This window comes from Rhodococcus sp. IEGM 1409 (assembly GCF_030056735.1).
Taxonomy (GTDB): Bacteria; Actinomycetota; Actinomycetes; order Mycobacteriales; family Mycobacteriaceae; genus Rhodococcus_F.
Genome location: NZ_JASHKN010000013.1, coordinates 54,925 through 72,065, shown reverse-complemented (window position 1 = coordinate 72,065; position 17,141 = coordinate 54,925). Strand labels below are relative to the sequence as shown.

Annotated in this window: 15 protein-coding genes; 10 read left to right on the top strand and 5 right to left on the bottom strand. The window is 63.2% G+C overall.

Features of this window, described 5'->3' with window-relative positions; all coding sequences use genetic code 11:
* Window positions 1-9: 9 nt before the first annotated feature.
* The 3 genes from QM716_RS26445 to QM716_RS26435 all read right to left on the bottom strand — a co-directional run bounded on the left by QM716_RS26445 (window position 10) and on the right by QM716_RS26435 (window position 4,432).
* Window positions 10-1,161 (bottom strand): acyl-CoA dehydrogenase family protein, encoded by a 1,152-nt coding sequence (locus tag QM716_RS26445; RefSeq protein WP_283307165.1) that lies wholly within the window; start codon window positions 1,159-1,161, stop codon window positions 10-12.
* Window positions 1,146-2,186, bottom strand: a complete 1,041-nt coding sequence (locus QM716_RS26440; RefSeq protein WP_283307164.1) for an acyl-CoA dehydrogenase family protein — start codon at window positions 2,184-2,186, stop codon at window positions 1,146-1,148. The genes QM716_RS26445 and QM716_RS26440 overlap by 16 nt, the downstream gene beginning before the upstream one ends.
* Window positions 2,187-2,269: 83 nt before the next feature.
* Window positions 2,270-4,432 (bottom strand): acyl-CoA dehydrogenase family protein, encoded by a 2,163-nt coding sequence (locus tag QM716_RS26435; RefSeq protein WP_283307163.1) that lies wholly within the window; start codon window positions 4,430-4,432, stop codon window positions 2,270-2,272.
* Between the two features lie 94 nt (window positions 4,433-4,526).
* On the opposite strand from QM716_RS26435, the gene kstR reads away from it, so the two are divergent.
* Complete coding sequence (gene kstR / locus QM716_RS26430; protein WP_230816673.1) at window positions 4,527-5,165, top strand: cholesterol catabolism transcriptional regulator KstR; 639 nt, start codon at window positions 4,527-4,529, stop codon at window positions 5,163-5,165.
* A gap of 87 nt (window positions 5,166-5,252) precedes the next feature.
* The gene (gene otsB, locus QM716_RS26425) at window positions 5,253-7,793 is read left to right on the top strand and encodes a trehalose-phosphatase (RefSeq protein WP_283307161.1); all 2,541 of its coding nucleotides are present in this window, start codon (window positions 5,253-5,255) and stop codon (window positions 7,791-7,793) included.
* A gap of 14 nt (window positions 7,794-7,807) precedes the next feature.
* Here the strand turns inward: otsB and QM716_RS26420 are convergent, their stop codons facing one another.
* Window positions 7,808-8,896, bottom strand: a complete 1,089-nt coding sequence (locus tag QM716_RS26420) for a LacI family DNA-binding transcriptional regulator (RefSeq protein ID WP_283307159.1) — start codon at window positions 8,894-8,896, stop codon at window positions 7,808-7,810.
* A 139-nt stretch (window positions 8,897-9,035) separates the two neighbouring features.
* On the opposite strand from QM716_RS26420, the gene QM716_RS26415 reads away from it, so the two are divergent.
* The 8 genes from QM716_RS26415 to QM716_RS26380 all read left to right on the top strand — a co-directional run bounded on the left by QM716_RS26415 (window position 9,036) and on the right by QM716_RS26380 (window position 16,036).
* On the top strand, window positions 9,036-9,986 hold the full coding sequence (locus QM716_RS26415; protein ID WP_283307158.1) for a metal ABC transporter solute-binding protein, Zn/Mn family: 951 nt from the start codon (window positions 9,036-9,038) through the stop codon (window positions 9,984-9,986).
* Between the two features lie 101 nt (window positions 9,987-10,087).
* Window positions 10,088-10,930 carry a metal ABC transporter ATP-binding protein gene (locus tag QM716_RS26410; RefSeq protein WP_502942154.1) on the top strand — a complete coding sequence of 281 codons (843 nt, stop codon included), beginning with the start codon at window positions 10,088-10,090 and terminating at the stop codon, window positions 10,928-10,930.
* Entirely contained in the window at window positions 10,927-11,808 is an 882-nt protein-coding gene (locus QM716_RS26405) for a metal ABC transporter permease (protein ID WP_003945811.1), read from the top strand. Before QM716_RS26410 ends, QM716_RS26405 begins: the two co-directional genes overlap by 4 nt.
* A gap of 48 nt (window positions 11,809-11,856) precedes the next feature.
* Window positions 11,857-12,618, top strand: coding sequence for a LamB/YcsF family protein (locus QM716_RS26400; protein ID WP_283307155.1), 762 nt, complete (start codon window positions 11,857-11,859; stop codon window positions 12,616-12,618).
* Window positions 12,615-13,229, top strand: coding sequence for a 5-oxoprolinase subunit PxpB (pxpB, locus tag QM716_RS26395; protein WP_283307154.1), 615 nt, complete (start codon window positions 12,615-12,617; stop codon window positions 13,227-13,229). Before QM716_RS26400 ends, pxpB begins: the two co-directional genes overlap by 4 nt.
* A gap of 57 nt (window positions 13,230-13,286) precedes the next feature.
* Window positions 13,287-14,159 (top strand): 5-oxoprolinase subunit C family protein, encoded by an 873-nt coding sequence (locus tag QM716_RS26390; RefSeq protein ID WP_283307153.1) that lies wholly within the window; start codon window positions 13,287-13,289, stop codon window positions 14,157-14,159.
* 77 nt (window positions 14,160-14,236) lie between these two features.
* Window positions 14,237-14,914 carry an LpqN/LpqT family lipoprotein gene (locus tag QM716_RS26385; protein ID WP_283307151.1) on the top strand — a complete coding sequence of 226 codons (678 nt, stop codon included), beginning with the start codon at window positions 14,237-14,239 and terminating at the stop codon, window positions 14,912-14,914.
* 324 nt (window positions 14,915-15,238) lie between these two features.
* Window positions 15,239-16,036, top strand: a complete 798-nt coding sequence (locus QM716_RS26380; protein ID WP_031332820.1) for a helix-turn-helix domain-containing protein — start codon at window positions 15,239-15,241, stop codon at window positions 16,034-16,036.
* A gap of 21 nt (window positions 16,037-16,057) precedes the next feature.
* Here QM716_RS26380 and QM716_RS26375 read toward each other — a convergent pair whose 3' ends face one another.
* Window positions 16,058-17,047: an iron-siderophore ABC transporter substrate-binding protein gene (locus QM716_RS26375; RefSeq protein WP_283307149.1), complete on the bottom strand. Its 990-nt coding sequence runs from the start codon at window positions 17,045-17,047 to the stop codon at window positions 16,058-16,060.
* Window positions 17,048-17,141: the final 94 nt, after the last annotated feature.

The window sequence follows — 17,141 nt, the reverse complement described above, 5'->3', positions numbered from 1 at the left end:
GTTCGTTTCCTATCTCGGAACGCGGGGAAGCTTCAGGCCGGCGGTCGCGATCAATTCGCGCATCACCTCGTTGACTCCACCGCCGAAGGTGATCACCAGGTTGCGCTTGATCTGCATGTCCAGCCACTCCATGAGATCAGCGGTTTCGGGATCGATCGGATCTCCGTACCGTCCGACGATCTCTTCCGCCAGTCGACCGACCCGCTGGATGCGCTCGGTCGCAAATACTTTGGTTGCCGAAGCGTCGGCAATGTCCACCGAATCCGAATCACTCGACGCCACTTGCCAGTTGAGCAGTTCGTTGAGCCGATACGTCGCATGAATTTCGCCGAGTGCGCGCCGTACATCGACGTGATCAAGCAGGTCTTCACGCTTGGCCCAATCGAACACGTGGTCGTAGATCCCTGCGACCCGACCTGCCGGGCCGAGCATGACGCGTTCGTGATTGAGCTGCGTCGTGATCAGGCGCCAACCCTGATTTTCTTCACCCACAAGCATGCTCGCCGGAACGCGAACGTCTTCGTAGTAGGTGGCGTTGACGTGATGCGCACCGTCGCAGGTGATGATCGGGGTCCAGGTGTAGCCGGGATCTTTGGTGTCCATGATCAGGATGGAGATGCCGCGGTGCCGTGAATCGGCAGAACCTGTCCGCACGGCGAGCCACACGTAATCGGCGTCGTGCCCGCCGGTGGTGAAGATCTTCTGGCCGTTGACGACGTACTCGTCACCATTGCGCGCTGCCGAGGTGCGGAGTGCTGCAAGGTCGGTGCCGGCCTCCGGTTCGGTGTAGCCGATCGCGAAGTGCACTTCACCGGCCAGGATCGCGGGCAGGAACTTCTGCTTCTGCTCCTCGCTGCCGTATTTCTGCAGAGTCGGGCCGACGGTCTGCAGAGTGACCGAAGGTAGTGGGACATCCGCCCGCACAGCCTCGTTGACAAAAATCTGCTGCTCGACCTCACCGAACCCACGTCCGCCGTACTCCACCGGCCAGCCGACGCCGAGCCAGCCGTCCTTGCCCATACGACGGATGACCTCGCGATAGGTAGGGCCGTGCCGCTCCACACGCATGATCTTCGCTTCCTCGGGCGAGATCAGCGTCGAGAAGTAGCGTCGAAGTTCTGCTTGCAATGCGCGCTGACTGTCGGTCAGATCGATGAACACCGGGCCCCCACGAGGTCGAGTCGCTGCGAAGCGCCGCCGAGCAGGCGCGCCAAGTCTTTTGCAGTCGAGTAGTAACGATGAAGCGGATAGGTGACGTCGACGCCCAGACCGCCGTGCAAGTGGTGAAGCACCTGCATCGTGGCGGGCACTTCTTGGGCGATCCAGTAAGCCATGACGTCGAGGTCAGACTGGGCATCCAGGCCCTCCGACACGCGCCAGGACGCCGACAACGCCGCGACGTGAAGAGTCCGAGAGGTGACGTAGGCGTCGGCGATCTGTTGTGAGACTGCCTGGAACGTGGCGAGCGGCTTGCCGAATTGCTCGCGCGAGCCGACGTGTGTCGCAGTGAGATCGACGGCACCGGAAACCAAACCGTCGGCAACGGCTCCGATACTTGCCGTGGCGATGCGGTACAGCGTTTGTACGGCTTCCTCGCCGGCACCGAGAAGTTCACCGACTGCTTCGTCCATCGTGACTGCGAACTCAGGACTGCCGGACGAACTGGGAGTCGGTGTCAGTGCGACGCCGGCGGCGGTCGGGTCGACAAGAACGACTCCGGCGTCGGTGGGCACAAGAATTCTGTGTGCACTCGCCGCGAAGGGCACGGCAAGCACCGTCCCGCTGACGCGATACCAGTCGCCTGACTGCTGCGCGGTTGTCGACGGCTGCGCCGGGAACTGCTGCCCCGGCTCACCGAGTGCCGCGGTGAACACCCGTCCGGTGCCGACTCCGGTGAGCAATTCGTCCTGTTGAGAGTCGGTCCCCAGAGCAACGATGGGAAGTACGCCGAAGCCCAGGGTCGCGAGAGCCGGAATAGGAGCGGCGGCCCGGCCAACCTCGACGAGAAGGGAACCGACGTCGGAGACGGTGAGGCCCTCACCGCCCAGACGCTCGGGCAGTGCCAACGTGAGCAGGTCGGCTTCGGCGAATGCCGCCCAGAGCGCGTCCGGCTCCAGTTCGCGGGCAAGGAGCGCGGTAGCCACCTCGGCTACCGCTTCCTGGGTTTCATCGGGGGTGAAGTCCACGCTGGCAATCCTGTCTCTGATGTAGAACGTGTTCTAGTTGTATCACCAACGTGGACATTTCTAAAGGCCTCTACTCACACCGACTAGTCACGGGGCAGGCCCAGAATTCTCTCCGCGGCGACGGTCAACAGAATCTGTGTGGTTCCGCCGGCAATCGACAGGCATCGCGTGTTGAGGAACTCACGCGAGAGCGGGCCCTCCACCCACCCGGCAGTACCGCCCAATTCCATGGCGAACTCCGCCACATTCTGACGCTGGCGCACGCCCACCAGCTTTCGGACGCTCGACGCCGGGCCCGGATCCTGACCATCCAATTGCCGCAGTGTCGTACGCAATTCCAGCAACGAGCCCACCATGGCGGTTCCGATCAGCCCACCGAGCTTGTCTGCGACCACAGGATCGGGATCGCCTGCCAGCTCGAGCAATTCCTCCATCGCACCGCCGAGCGAAGAGCCCCCGCTCATCGCAACTCGCTCGTTGGCGAGGGTCGTTCGGGCCAGTTTCCAGCCTCCGCCGAGCTGGCCGACGACGCACTCGTCCGGCACGAAGACGTCGTCGAGGAAGACTTCGTTGAACAGAGCGTCGCCGGTGATCTCACGCAGCGGCGAGATCCGAATCCCAGCCGTCTTCATGTCGAGAAGGAAGTACGTGATGCCCTTGTGCTTGGGAACCTCGCGATCAGTCCTGGCGAGGCAGATGGCCCAGTCAGCTTCACGCGCAAGCGAAGTCCAGACTTTCTGCCCGTTCAGCTTCCAACCGCCGTCGACCTTCTCCGCAGTCGTGCGCAGCGCGGCAAGATCCGAACCTGCACCAGGTTCACTGAAGAGCTGACACCAGGTGATCTCACCCTTGAGCGTCGGAGTCGCGAATCTTTCGATCTGCTCCGCACTGCCGTGCTCGAGGATAGTGGGAACTGCCCACCAACCGATCACCAGATCGGGTCGGCCGATTCCGACGGCCGCCAACTCTTCTTCGATCAAAATCTGTTGCGCGGCCTTGGCGCCCCGGCCGTACGGCTTGGGCCAGTGCGGTGCAAGGTAGCCCGATTCGGCCAACGCGTTGCGCTGTTCGGATTCGGGCAGCGCCACCAATTGCGCTACCTCTTCGCGAATGTCGGACCGGTCGGAGTCCAGCTCACTCAAGTCGATCTGAAGGTGACGCCGTGCGCCGCCGATCGTCAATTCCGCGACGCGTGCGCGCCAGCAAGACGATCCGCCCAGAATCTGCCGGAGCGAGAGTGCTCGACGAAGGTAGAAGTGCGCCTCGTGCTCCCAGGTGAATCCGATGCCGCCGAGCACTTGAATGCAGTCTTTTGCCGTGTCGACAGCGGCGTCCAGCGCCACCGCGGCCGCCACTGCTGCGGCGATCGGAAGTTCGTCGCCCGACTCGGCAGCGACCGCGGCGTCCCAGGCGACCGCTCCGGCATTCTCTACGCGGCAGAGCATTTCGGCACAGATGTGTTTGATCGCCTGGAACGAACCGATGGGCTTTCCGAATTGTTCGCGAATCTTCGCGTACTCCACCGCAGTACGCAGACTCCAAGCCGCAATTCCGGCTGCTTCGGCGGCCCCCAGTACCGCCGCGAGATCGGAAACCGATCCGGGCGCAATGTCATCGAGGATTCGGTCGGCGTCGACCACCACTCGGTCGAACGAGACTCGCGCCAGCGGACGCGACTTGTCGATCGTGTCGACCGCCTCGTAGGCCACTCCATCGCTGTCGCCGTCGACGAGCGCCCAGACGACACGCGAACCGTCACCCTCGCCTACTACGCGCGCCGACACCAGTACCGATACACCCGAATCTCCACCCCAGGCGTAACCTGCTTCGCCATGAAGCTCGATTCCGCCGGACGCATTCGCCGTTGCCGAAACTGGACTTTCGTCCAATACGACGGCACACGGCAGCGCACCGTCGGCGAGCGATTCGGACCAACGCTTGGACGCGGGCGACGAACTTCGCCCCACCACCAAAGCTGCCAGTGCGGTCGTGAGAACAGGACCCGGCACGAGTTCGATTGCCGCCTGCTCGAGCATTGCTGCGAGATCGACGATTTCGGCTCCGGCTCCGCCGACCGCTTCGGGAACGGCGACCGAAAATATCCCGAGAGATGCGAACTCGGACCATTTCTCCCGCCACGAAACTGCAGGTCCGCGGCGTACCATGTCCATCGGCGTGGCCGAGCGCGCCCAGGCCTCGATCGATTCCTGGACCGCTCGCTGTTCATCGGTCGTGGCGATTGTCACAACTGGTTCCCGCCTCTCGATAAGTGACACAATTGTTTAGAACGTGTTCTAATATGACACCTGGCCAAGAGTCAAGGCGCGAAGGAATTTGTCGATGACCACAACATCCCGATCCCGCTCCAACGCGGTTGCTGCTGCAACGCTTGGGGACGACGATCTCAGCTCCAACGCGCAACGTGAACGCCGCAAGCGGATTCTCGACGCAACCCTCGCCTTGGCGTCCAAGGGTGGCTACGAGGCTGTCCAGATGCGCGCCGTGGCCGAGCGCGCCGACGTCGCAGTCGGAACGCTCTATCGCTATTTCCCGTCCAAGGTTCACCTGTTGGTGTCCGCTCTGGCACGCGAATTCGAGAAGATCGATTCCAAGGGCAAGATCCCACCCGGAACCAGCCCCCTCGAGCGGATGCAGCTGATCCTCAGCCTCATCACCCGCGCGATGCAGCGCGATCCACTCCTCACCGAAGCGATGACTCGCGCGTTCATGTTCGCCGACGCCTCCGCAGCGGCCGAGGTCGATCAGGTCGGCCAGCTGATGGATCGCCTTTTCGCACGAGCTATGACCGAAGAGGAGCCAACCGAAGAGCAGTTGGCGATCGCACGCGTGATCTCCGATGTGTGGCTGTCGAATTTGGTGGCATGGCTCACGCGACGTTCTTCGGCGACCGATGTCGCCAATCGACTGGAATTGACGGTTGAACTGCTGCTCGGTGACGGAACACGCAAACCCGAATAGGCAACCTTTGTCGTATCTGTCGTTTTTGCGCTGATCCGACGAATACGTATCGAGCCAGGAGTCGCTGCATCACCTAGATTTGAAGAGGTGAGCGCACAAGATCTGTCCATAGAACTCCGCCGAGCGCTGTCGGGTGTGGCACGCACCCCGCGTCTGCTCGTAGCCTCCGACTACGACGGGACGATGGCACCCATCGTCGCCAACCCGGACAAGGCCTATCCCCGCGCGGAAACGGTGCGTGCGCTCCGCTCCCTCGCCAGCCTGGCTTCGACGACGGCTGCCGTGATCTCGGGTCGCGCCCTCAAGGATCTGGCTGCACTGTCCCGACTTCCCGCCGAAGTGCAGTTGGTCGGCAGCCACGGCTCCGAGTTCGACATCGGATTCGTTCACGCGATCGACGCCGACGCCAGGAAACTGCTCGACGAGATCGTCACCGAGTTGGGCCGAATCGCCGCCGATACTCCCGGCGCAACTGTGGAGAAGAAGCCCGCCAGCGTCGCACTGCACGTACGCAACACCAGTGCCGACGACGCCGAGAAGGCACTCATCGCCGTTCGCACCGAATCAGCCCTCTGGCCGGGTGTTCAGGTCACCGAGGGCAAATCGGTGGTCGAGTTGGCCGTCATCGCCACCGACAAGGGCCACGCACTCGACTTGATCCGCCATCAGGACGGCGCTACCGCTGCCGTCTTCATCGGGGACGACGTGACCGACGAAAAGGCGTTCAGCAGGCTTCAGGGGCCGGACATCGGAATCAAAGTCGGCAGCGGGGACACCGTCGCCGACTATCGCGTCGACAGCACCGAGGACGTCGCTGCCGCTCTGGCATTCCTGCTCGACGAGCGTCGTACGTGGCTTTCCGGTGCCGACGCTCCTCCCATCGAGCGGCTCTCGATGCTCGCCAGTCCGCGCACCGTCGCTTTGGTGACCCCGGATGCGACGCTGACCTGGTTGTGTCACCCGGAACCGGATTCAGCAGCGGTCTTCGCTCACCTTCTCGGTGGGACCGGGGCCGGCCACTTCTCGGTCGGGCCTCGCCGAACAGCCTTGCCGCTGAGCCAGAAATACCTCGACAGCACCATGACCGTTCAGACCCGCTGGGCGAGCCTGTCCGTCACCGACTACCTCCCCCACGACGTCCCACAGGGACGGACCGACCTGACCCGCATCATTTCCGGCCAGGCCGACGCGATCGTCTCGTTTGCACCCCGTCCCGAGTTCGGTCAAGGCCAGGTCACCCTCGAGGTCGTCGACGAGGGCATTCGTGTCCTCGGCACCAACGAGCCTTACGTGCTCCGCTCCCCCGGCGTGCAGTGGAACATCGCCACCGACGGAAACCAGCAGACCGCCCACGCCATCGTCGAGCCGTCCAAGGGTGACGTCGTCCTCGAATTGCGCTGCGGAACAGAAGAAATCGGACCCTCCGAAGTTCCGGAGCTCGAACGTCGAGCGACTTCGGAGGCATACTGGTCCGATTGGGCCAAGACGCTCGAACTGCCGAAGCTGAAGCCGGACTTGATGAAACGCTCTGCGCTGACCTTGCGCGGGCTGGTTCACGCCGATTCCGGTTCCATCATGGCCGCCGCGACGACATCCCTGCCGGAAGAGATCGGCGGAGTTCGCAACTGGGACTACCGTTATTGCTGGTTGCGCGACGCCGCCCTCACCGCAACAGCTCTCGTGAGCGTCGGATCCACCAACGAAGCCGAGAACTACCTCGACTGGGTCCACCGCGTGCTCGAAACGCTGCCGGGACCCGAGCGCCTGCATCCCCTCTACACGCTCTACGGGACTTCGCTACCGCCCGAGGCCGTCATCGATTCACTGCCCGGGTACGCCGGCTCCCGGCCGGTCCGCGTCGGAAACGCCGCGAATCAGCAGGTTCAACTGGACGTGTTCGGCCCCATCGTCGAGCTGATCGTCGAACTAGCAAATGCACGCGAAAAGGCCGGTGCGCCAGATCCTTTGAGTGACCGCGACTGGGAACTGGTGTGCGCCATGGTCGAAGCAGTGCAGCGACGCTGGTTCGAACCCGATCACGGAATCTGGGAGATTCGCGACAACCCGCGCCATCACGTCTATTCCAAGGTGATGGGTTGGGTCACCGTCGACCGGGCTGTCGATCTTGCTGCCCGATTCGGTCGTGAGGCTCTGCCCGAGTGGGCGGAACTGCGTGACCAGATCGCCGACGAAGTACGCCACAAGGGATGGAAGGACGACGTCCAGTCGTACACCGCAGCCTACGACGGTACCGATCTCGACGCCGCTACTCTGCACATCGGACTGTCGGGACTGATCGATCCGACGGATCCACGCTTCGCCGCGACCGTCGTAGCCACCGAAGCTGAACTACGCAGCGGCTCAACGGTATACCGGTACCATCACGACGACGGTCTACCCGGCATCGAAGGTGGATTCCATCTCTGTGCCGCCTGGCTCGTCGAGGCCTACCTCTTGATCGGCCAACGTCTGCAAGCCGAGGCGCTGTTCGACCAGTTGGTCGCGGCGGCGGGTCCCACCGGGCTACTAGCGGAGGAGTACGACCCCATCGCGGAACGCTCGCTCGGCAACCATCCCCAGGCATACAGCCACCTGGGGTTGTTGCGGTGCGCGCAACTCCTGGCGTAAGCCCAAACCCCTGACTAGCCCTTGACCCGACCTGATGTTCGCCCGGCCAGTAGTTCGGTGTCGAGCATCTCGACTATCGGAACGCCGGATCCGGACGGCGACATCAGGAGCGCACCGGCGCGCCGGCCCTTCTCTTCCTGGGGCTGGCGCACCGTTGTCAGTGATTCGCGCAGCGCCTCGTCGACGCCGTCGAATCCGGTGATCGACAGTTGGCCAGGTACGTCGATGCCCTGCCAGCGCGCCCAGTCCAAAGCGCCGAGGGCCAGCACGTCGGTGGTGCAGACGAGTGCGGTGATCTCAGGGTTGGTCGCGAGAGCTTCCGCCGCCGCCGAGTGCCCGGACTGCGATGTGTGGACGTACCGCTCGATCACCGTGAGTGAGAGTGGATCCATGTCGGCCGCCACCATTGCGTCGCGCACTCCCTCGATGCGCTCACGCTGGACGTGGAAGTGCGGGGACTTGAGTCGTTCCTGACTGACAACGCCGTCCATCCGGTCGCGCCCCAGCCTCATGCAGAGCACGCCGATGTCACGGTGGCCGAGACCGATGAGGTAGTCGGCGACCTTGCGCATGGCAGCCCGGTCGTCGATGCCCACCAGAGACGCACCGGGAATCTCGCGAGGCTGGTCGCACACGACGATCGGAATGTGGCGCTCGAGCACGGCGGCAAGATACGGGTCGTCGTCGGCCACCGAGTAGACGACAAAACCGTCGACACCCGCTTGTTGGACCACGGCTGCAGCATCGACCTCGTCGCGTCCAGGACCGGCAGGGATGAGCAGCAGGCCCTGACCGGCGTCCTCACATGATTCCGAGAGCCCGGCCAGGAAGCTCATGGCGGCCGGATCGCGGAACGAGTAGCTGAGCGCTTCGGTGAGCAGGAGACCGACGGCGCCGGCTTTGCGAGTTCGCAAGGAGCGGGCAACCGGATCGGGTCCGGGATATCCGCGTCGCTTGGCCGCCTGGAGCACTCGATCCCGTAGCTCGACGGAGAGCTGATCGGGTCGGTTGTACGCGTTCGAGACTGTAGTTCTCGACACATTGAGCTCGGCGGCGAGCGACGCCAAAGTGGCTTGACGGCGTGGCTGACGGGACCGGGGCATAAACGGACGTTAGCCGTAGTCCTCAAAGTCGGCGCGTTGGGGCTGAGCCAAAGGTGAACTACCAGCGACTATGCGCTAATGTGTAACGGTAACGGTTTCCAATAGCATTTAGCCCAGCCTTTGTTCAGGAGAAAAGCACGTGCGTTCGTCGTCGAAATTCCGCACCGCCACCGCCCTCGCGGCCGTCTCGGTCGCTGCAGCATTCACGCTCACCGCGTGCAGCTCCACCTCTTCGAAAGACGAAGGCATCACCGTCGTCGCATCGACGAACGTGTGGGGCGACGTCGCCCAGGCCGTGGCAGGCGACAAGCTGACCGTGACGTCGATCATCAACGAGCCGTCCGCGGACCCGCACTCTTTCGAGGCAACTCCCGCCGATGCCGCCAAGATCACCGACGCATCGCTTGTCGTCTACAACGGCGGCGGTTACGACCAGTTCATCACCGACGTCCTCGACGCAGGCAAGGGTGAGCAGAAGACGGTCAACGCCTACAACCTGCTCGACGGCGGCATCCATGCCGGCGAAACCGCGGGCGAATCGCATGACGGTCACACCCACGGAGCCGTCAACGAACACGTCTGGTTCGATATTCCGACAGTCGACGCCGTCGCACATTCGGTTGCCGATCAACTGAGCGCACTCGATCCGGACAACGCGGCAACCTACGAGGACAACGCGAAGGCATACAGCCAGAAGCTCGCCGGCATCACGGCCATCACCGACACCATCGCCGCTGCCCACGCGGGCACACCCGTGGCTCAGACCGAACCGATCGCGCACTATCTCCTGGTCGCGGCTGAGCTGAAGGACGCAACTCCCGAAGAGTTCACCAGCGCCATCGAAGACGGCAACGATCCGTCACCGGCCGCAATCGCCGCAACCCGCCAGCTCCTCTCGGACAAGCAGGCCCGCGCACTGGTCTACAACATCCAGACGCAGGACAAAGTGACCCAGGACATGCGCACCACAGCCGAAACCGCCGGAGTGCCCGTCGTCGAGGTTACGGAAACTCTCCCCGAGGGCCTGGACTACATTCAGTGGCAGACGCAGACCGCGGAGTCGCTCGCAAACGCCCTCTCTGCCCAGTAATTTTTGCCCCACCATTTCCGAGAAGAACCGATCGGCTTGTGACAGAAACTTCCGCGAATATTCCTGTGCCCTCTGGTAACACCGTGCCGTCAAAAGCCACCGTGCCCGCTGTGACGCTGAAGGATGCTCGACTGTCCTTCGGCACCCGGACACTCTGGGACGGACTCGACCTCGAGGTACAGCCAGGTGAGTTCATCGCCGTACTCGGACCGAACGGGTCTGGCAAGACCTCGCTCCTGAAGATTCTGTTGGGTCAACTGCAGCTCAGCGGCGGTAGCGCTCAGATCGTCGGCACGCCGGCACGGGCTGGTAACTCACATGTCGGGTACATCCCGCAGCAGAAGTCGATCGACGACGGCCTCCCGCTCCGCGGCCGCGACCTGGTCGGCCTCGGCGTCGACGGTCACCAGTGGGGCACGGGGCTACTGCGCCGGGGTCGTCGACGCAAGATCGTCGACGACGCCATCGCGCAGGTCAGCGCCCAGTCGTTTGCCGACGCTCCCATCGGCTCCATGTCCGGCGGCGAGCAGCAGCGACTGCGGATCGCTCAGGCATTGGTCGGCGACCCGCAGATCCTGCTGTGCGACGAGCCGCTGCTCAGCCTCGACCTCGCCAACCAGCACCTGGTCTCGACGCTGATCGACAAGCGTCGGCGCAGCCATGACACGGCGGTGCTGTTCGTGACGCACGAGATCAATCCGGTCCTGCCGTTGGTGGATCGAGTGCTCTATCTGGTGGACGGCAAATTCCGGATCGGGACGCCGGCCGAAGTGATGACGTCCGAGGTTCTCTCGGATCTGTACAACACCGACGTCGAGGTGCTGCAGGTTCGTGGTCGCCTTGTCGTGATCGGCACCGGAGATGCCATCGACGCGCTCGGCAGCGCCGGCGGACTGCGTCCAGGCGAAGGCGTTCACCATTCTGATGAGGACCACCACCAGTGAGTAACAAGTTCACCGACGCGATGTCGCGGATGTTCGACGTGTCCGCCACCGTCGATCTATTGCAGTACGACTTCGTCCAACAGGCGTTGATCGCCGGCGCCATCCTCGGATTGCTGGCAGGCATCATCGGGCCGCTGATCGTGAGCCGTCAAATGTCGTTCTCGGTACACGGTACGAGTGAGCTGTCATTGACCGGTGCATCCGCCGCACTTCTCGTCGGTGTGGGCGTCGGCTTCGGCGCCATCGTCGGATCCGTGGTCGCCGCGGTTCTGTTCGGCCTGCTCGGAGCCAAAGCGCGGGACCGGGATTCGGTGATCGGCGTGATTATGGCTTTCGGCCTCGGCCTGTCGGTGTTGTTCCTCTGGGCGTACGACGGTCGCACGGGAACCAGCTTCTCGTTGCTGGTCGGACAGATCGTGGCACCGGGAAACAGCGGTCTCGAACTTCTGCTGCTGTGCGCGGTCATCGTGATCGGCACACTCGGATTCATCTACCGCCCTTTGCTGTTCGCGAGCACCGATCCCGAAGTTGCTGCAGCTCGCGGTGTTCCGGTTCGGGCACTGTCGATCGTGTTCGCAGTGTTGGTCGGCATCACCGCCGCACTCGGCGTGCAGATCGTCGGCGCTCTGCTGGTGATGTCGCTGCTGATCACTCCTGCAGCGGCCGCCGCCTACGTCACGGCAAGCCCGCTCAAGGCCACGATTCTCTCCGTCGTGTTCGCCGAACTGGCAGCCGTCGGCGGCATCCTTCTCTCGCTGGCCCCGGGCGTTCCCGTCTCGAGTTTCGTCACCTCGGTCTCGTTCGTGATCTACCTGATATGCCGACTCTTCGGATCCGCACGTCGCAAGAATGCCGGACGGATTCCGGCGCACGCCTGAACACCGAGAGCCCGCATATCTCGAAGCTCATGTACCTAGAATCGAAGTATGGGCTACAGCGTTGATCTGAACAGCGACCTCGGCGAGGGCTTCGGAGCGTGGACCCTGGGCGACGACGACGCGATGCTCGAACTTGTCACCAGTGCGAACATCGCCTGTGGATTCCACGCCGGCGACCCGACGACACTGTTGGCGACATGCGAATCCGCAGCCATCGGCGGCGTACGGATCGGCGCGCAGGTGGGGTACCGCGACCTCGCCGGTTTCGGCAGACGCTTCATCGACGTCTCTCCGAAGGACCTGACCGCCGACGTCATTTATCAAATAGGGGCGCTCGACGGTTTGGCTCGTGTCGCCGGATCGCGGGTCACGTACGTCAAACCCCACGGCGCGCTCTACAACGCGATCGTTCATCACCGTCGGCAAGCACGGGCCGTGGTCGCCGCTGTCGTCGCCTACGACAGTTCGCTACCTGTTCTCGGACTGCCGGGTTCGGTGTTTCTGGAAGAAGCTCGCGAGGCCGGACTCGACATCGTCGCCGAGGCTTTTGCCGATCGCGCGTACACGGCAGAAGGCACCCTGGTCCCCCGCACCGAGTCGGGCGCCGTTCTGCACGACCCGACGCTGGTTGCAGAACGGGTTCGCCGCATGATCGTCGACGGCGAGTTCGACGCAGTCGACGGGAGCACCCTCAAAATCGAGGCAGCCTCGGTGTGCGTGCACGGTGACAGTCCGGCAGCCGTCGACATGGCCGCGGCGATCCGTGCACTCCTCGAATCCTCCGACGTCGAGATCACGCCGTTCACATGATCACGATCCTGCCCGCCGGTGAATCCGCAGTCCTGGTCGAGTACGACGAACTGCCGAGCGTGTTGGGCAACTTCAGGGCCCTCGACGCCAGTCGGATCCCCGGGGTGATCGACCTGATTCCCGCGGCGCGAACCATCTTGATCGAGTACGACAACACGATCACCGGGCACCAACTCGTCGAAAAATGGGTACGTGGGGCCGTACCGATCGAACTCACAGCAGACGAGAGCGGACCTGCAGTCGAGATTCCGGTCCGCTATGACGGCGCCGATCTCGCAGAAGTGGGCAAGCTGACCGGACTCGGGGTCGACGGTGTGATCGACGCTCACACGTCTGCGACCTGGGCCGTCGCGTTCATCGGTTTCGCCCCGGGTTTCGCGTACCTGACCAGCAGCGAGACAAGGCTCGAGGTTCCACGTCGATCGGACCCGCGCAGGCAGGTCCCGACCGGTGCAGTCGGATTGGCCGGCCCGTTCTCGGGCGTCTACCCGCGCAGTTCTCCGGGCGGCTGGCAGTTGATCGGAACCACGGAACTGTCGGTGTGGGATGCCGAGCGCCGCCCGCCGGCCTTGCTTCTACCCGGGACCACGGTCACCTTTGTCCGTGCGTGAATTTGATGCCCGCATGATTTTGGTGTCTTCACCGCGCTGTTGCGGGAGAATGGATTCATGGCCTGGCTCGAGGTAGTGCGTACCGGCCCGCTCGCCACAGTTCAAGACCGCGGGCGGACAGGCTACGGCGCCCTCGGGGTCGGCAGATCCGGCGCCGTCGACATGATCTCGCACGACAGCGCGAACAGACTCGTAGGCAACACTTTTCGAGCAGCAACCATCGAAGTCACCACTGGGGGTTTCGCTACGCGAGCCGTCGGATCGATGACGGTGGCAGTGACAGGCGCGCGGGTACCACTGACCGTCGACGGACAGCCGGTGCCTGTCTACGCGAGGATACACCTCGACGGTGGCAGTCTTCTCGAATTAGGTTACAGTACAACTGGTTTGAGAATGTACATCTCCGCACGCGGTGGCGTCGACGTCCCGCAGGTACTCGGCAGCAGATCCACCGACACGCTCTCCGGACTCGGGCCGCCGCCGCTCACTGTCGGCGATCACCTCCTCCTCGGGGCCGAGGAAGGGACGTGGCCCACCGAAGAGTTGATTCCACCGCCGGCCCCTCCACTCGGCGCAGTTCCACTCGAGATCACGCTCGGCCCACGAAATTCCTGGTTCACTGCCGCATCCGTTCACGCGCTCCTTCACACCACATGGAAAGTCACCGAACACACCAACCGAGTCGGTGTCCGGCTACATGGCCAAGGGCCTCTGCATCGCTCACGTACAGAGGAACTGCCGAGCGAAGGCGTCGTCATGGGGTCTATCCAGGTGCCACCAGGCGGACGGCCCGTCGTGTTTCTCGCTGACCATCCCGTGACCGGCGGATACCCGGTCATCGCCGTCGTCTCCGACGCAGGGATTGCGTCGCTGGCACAGCTGCGGCCCGGCAGCACCATTACCTTCAAGGCCACTACTCGGCCGTCGTAGCGCTGATAGTCTCAGCCGCGCCAGCAACGCTGCCGGCGGCGCTCGGCCGTCGCCAGAACCTGAAGGACTGTCACACTATGAGCCCTAAGAGCAGCACACTTGCTCTCGGAATAGCGTCACTGATCACTGCTGCACTCGTCCTGTCCGGATGCAGCAGTTCGGAAAGCGGAGAGGCCGTCTCCAGCGAAACAACCACTTCCGAAAGTTCGGCTTCCTCGCCGTCCGCCGCTACCGCGACGCCTACATTGCGGGACGGGACACCGTTCATCGGCGAGCGGACGACGATCGAGACCGGCAACGACCCCGAAGCGCCGAGCATCAGCGTCAGCCTCCCGCCGAGTTGGACCCACGGCGAGAACATCCCCGCCGGGGTTACGGATGCGCTGTCCAGCAACAGCCGGGAACCCAGCGGTTTCATGCCGAACACCACCGTGACGGTCGAAAACCAAGGCACCGCAACAAAAGACGAGGTCCTTGCCGCCGCGCGTGAAACGATCGCCACTCTCGACGGATGGACCGAGGTGAAGTACACCGAGATCGACGTCGACGGACAGCAGGGATTCCGCCTCTCTGGAACCTGGACCGCACCGAACGTGGACGTTCCGCTGTACGCCGTCATGACAGTCGTTGCCTACCAAGCCGACGACAACTCGCCGGTCTACTTGGTCAGCTTCGCAAACCAGTTCACCGATACGACAAACATGCAGACCTCCAACCAGGTGGAGGAAATCAACACTTCCATCGAATTCGGCTGAGCACCTGATGGTTTGAATACCCGATCACCGAACAACAGCGGCGGGTCGAGACTTCGACAGTCTCGGCCCGCCGTTTCACAACTCTCGACTAGCCGAACAGGCCGCTGAGGGAACCGAGGTCACCACGCGGTGTCCTGGCCAACGCCGGCTGATTCGCCCGCTCCACCGGTAAACACTCCGTCGGGGAATGTGATCGAGGGTGGCATCAAGTCTCCGGACTCGGTGCCACCCTCGATCTTCTATTGCGATTGCGCACCGTCACGCACTGCATCGGCGCATCAAATAGGAAAGCGTTACCTAAGTCATTCGCGGTATGATCCACCGATGAGTTCCACAGGCTTTCCGTACTGGGCTGTGCCGGCAGGCCGGTACGTTCCGCTCCCCTTCTCCATGACCACGTCCACCATCGGGCGCGATCAGAAGCGGGCGTGGCGCGAGATCCGCCATCCCGAGCACGAACTCCTGTGGGGCGCTTCCGGAGAGATGAGCGCCTACATCGACGACGTTCGTTGGCAGATCCCACCGACGGTCGGCATGTGGATTCCGGCCGGAACTCCACGGCGCATCACGCTCGGCGCATCCACCGAGGCTCGCTTCACGTACTTCCGGCCCGAGTCGTTTCCCCACCCGTGGACCAAACCCGCGATCATCGGCATCGACGACGTGGTCAAGACGATGCTCATCCACCTGCACCAGCGAAACATGCCGACCGAGGCTCGCTTGCGCGCCGAATCAGTAGTCTTCGACACGCTCGCGCCCATCGAAGCGGCCGATGTCGCAGTGCCGATGCCCGCCGATCCCCGGGCCCTCGCCGTTGCACGCCGCCTGATTGCCGACCCCGCCGATCAACGCGGGCTTGCCGATTGGGCCTACGTGGTCGGCGGAAGCCCCCGCACCCTGAGTCGCGTGTTCTCTCAGGGGACGGGGATGTCCTTCACCGAGTGGCGAATTCAAGTTCGCGTACGCGCTGCGATGTCCTATCTCGCTGCGGGCGTTCCTGTTTCGACGGTCAGCCGCCGTGTCGGATACGAAACCCCCAGCGCCTTCACCAGCGTGTTCCGCAAGGTCACCGGGCGCACACCGAAGAACTATTACTCGGACGCGTGCGAATTGTCGGCCTAGCTGGTCAGAATCATCAGCTGGTCAGAACCCGTTCATCTTCGAGACCAGTTCGGCGAAGGCATATTTGACGCTCAGCGACGTGGGTGAGGCCAGTGCCATGACTCGGGCCAGACCGAGCTGCTGAATCAGCCTGCCGTCCTTGACTGCCGGCAGGTCGGCAAACAACTTGTCTCCCATCAATCCGGGGAGCCCCTGACCACTCGCGTCGTTGAGCACGATAACGTCCGCGTCCAGTTCGTTGTACTGTTCGCGCGATGCGGTGACAGAACCCTGCGTGCCGCCGCACAGCTCTGCGCTTCCGGCCGAATGCTTCAGTCCGAGCTGGGTCATCAGGATGACTCTGCCGTCGTCGGCGCAGTAATTGGTGAGGCCGTCGATGTTTCCCGAGAGGAAGGTCAAGGTCTTCCCGTTCAGATTCGGGGACCCTGCAGCCAGGTCGGCTATGGATTCGTCGGTTTCCTTGATCAGCTCAGCCGCCCGCTTCGGTTGACCGAGCACTGAACCGATGGTTGACAACTGCTCCTGCCACGTAGTCGCCCATGCGGTCTCCTTGAACGGAATCGTGGGTGCGATCTGCGTCAGACGTGCATAGTCGTCTTCGGTGATTCCGGAGACCACCGCGATGATCACGTCCGGCTCCAATGCCAGGATCTGCTCGAACGGCACACCGGAAGTGCTGTCGAGCAACGTGGGTTCGGCATCGCCTAACAATTCTTCGTCCCACGGCAGGATTCCGCTCTCCAAGCCTGCCCCACTGAACGACTCCATGGCGACGGGCGTCTTACCCAGTGCGAGGACCGAATCCTGGCTGTTCCAACCGATGGTCACGATCCGCTGAGGTTCGGTCTCGATGGTGGTCGAGCCGTACGCGTGGTCGACGGTGGCCGGCAGCGCGCCGGTCTCGGCCAACTGCGCCGTACCCTCCGACGCTGTTGACTCGGTGCTGCTCTGGCAGCCTGCGAGCAGGGCAATCGCGGCCAACGCCGCCACTATTCGGGTAGTGCTTTTCATCTTCTGTCAGCTCTCTTCGCAAACGTACTTGTTTCGACCAGGCAGGTATATCGAGACCTGATCCCGGTAATGAGGTCTCGATGCTCCATCTGTC

Bases quoted from the DNA above. Each gene is read 5' to 3' on its own strand.
- QM716_RS26380 (WP_031332820.1), top strand. From the start codon at position 15,239: ATGAGTTCCACAGGCTTTCCGTACTGGGCTGTGCCGGCAGGCCGGTAC.
- QM716_RS26385 (WP_283307151.1), top strand. From the start codon at position 14,237: ATGAGCCCTAAGAGCAGCACACTTGCTCTCGGAATAGCGTCACTGATC.
- QM716_RS26420 (WP_283307159.1), bottom strand. From the start codon at position 8,896: ATGCCCCGGTCCCGTCAGCCACGCCGTCAAGCCACTTTGGCGTCGCTC.
- QM716_RS26375 (WP_283307149.1), bottom strand. From the start codon at position 17,047: ATGAAAAGCACTACCCGAATAGTGGCGGCGTTGGCCGCGATTGCCCTG.
- kstR (WP_230816673.1), top strand. From the start codon at position 4,527: ATGACCACAACATCCCGATCCCGCTCCAACGCGGTTGCTGCTGCAACG.
- QM716_RS26400 (WP_283307155.1), top strand. From the start codon at position 11,857: ATGGGCTACAGCGTTGATCTGAACAGCGACCTCGGCGAGGGCTTCGGA.
- pxpB (WP_283307154.1), top strand. From the start codon at position 12,615: ATGATCACGATCCTGCCCGCCGGTGAATCCGCAGTCCTGGTCGAGTAC.
- QM716_RS26390 (WP_283307153.1), top strand. From the start codon at position 13,287: ATGGCCTGGCTCGAGGTAGTGCGTACCGGCCCGCTCGCCACAGTTCAA.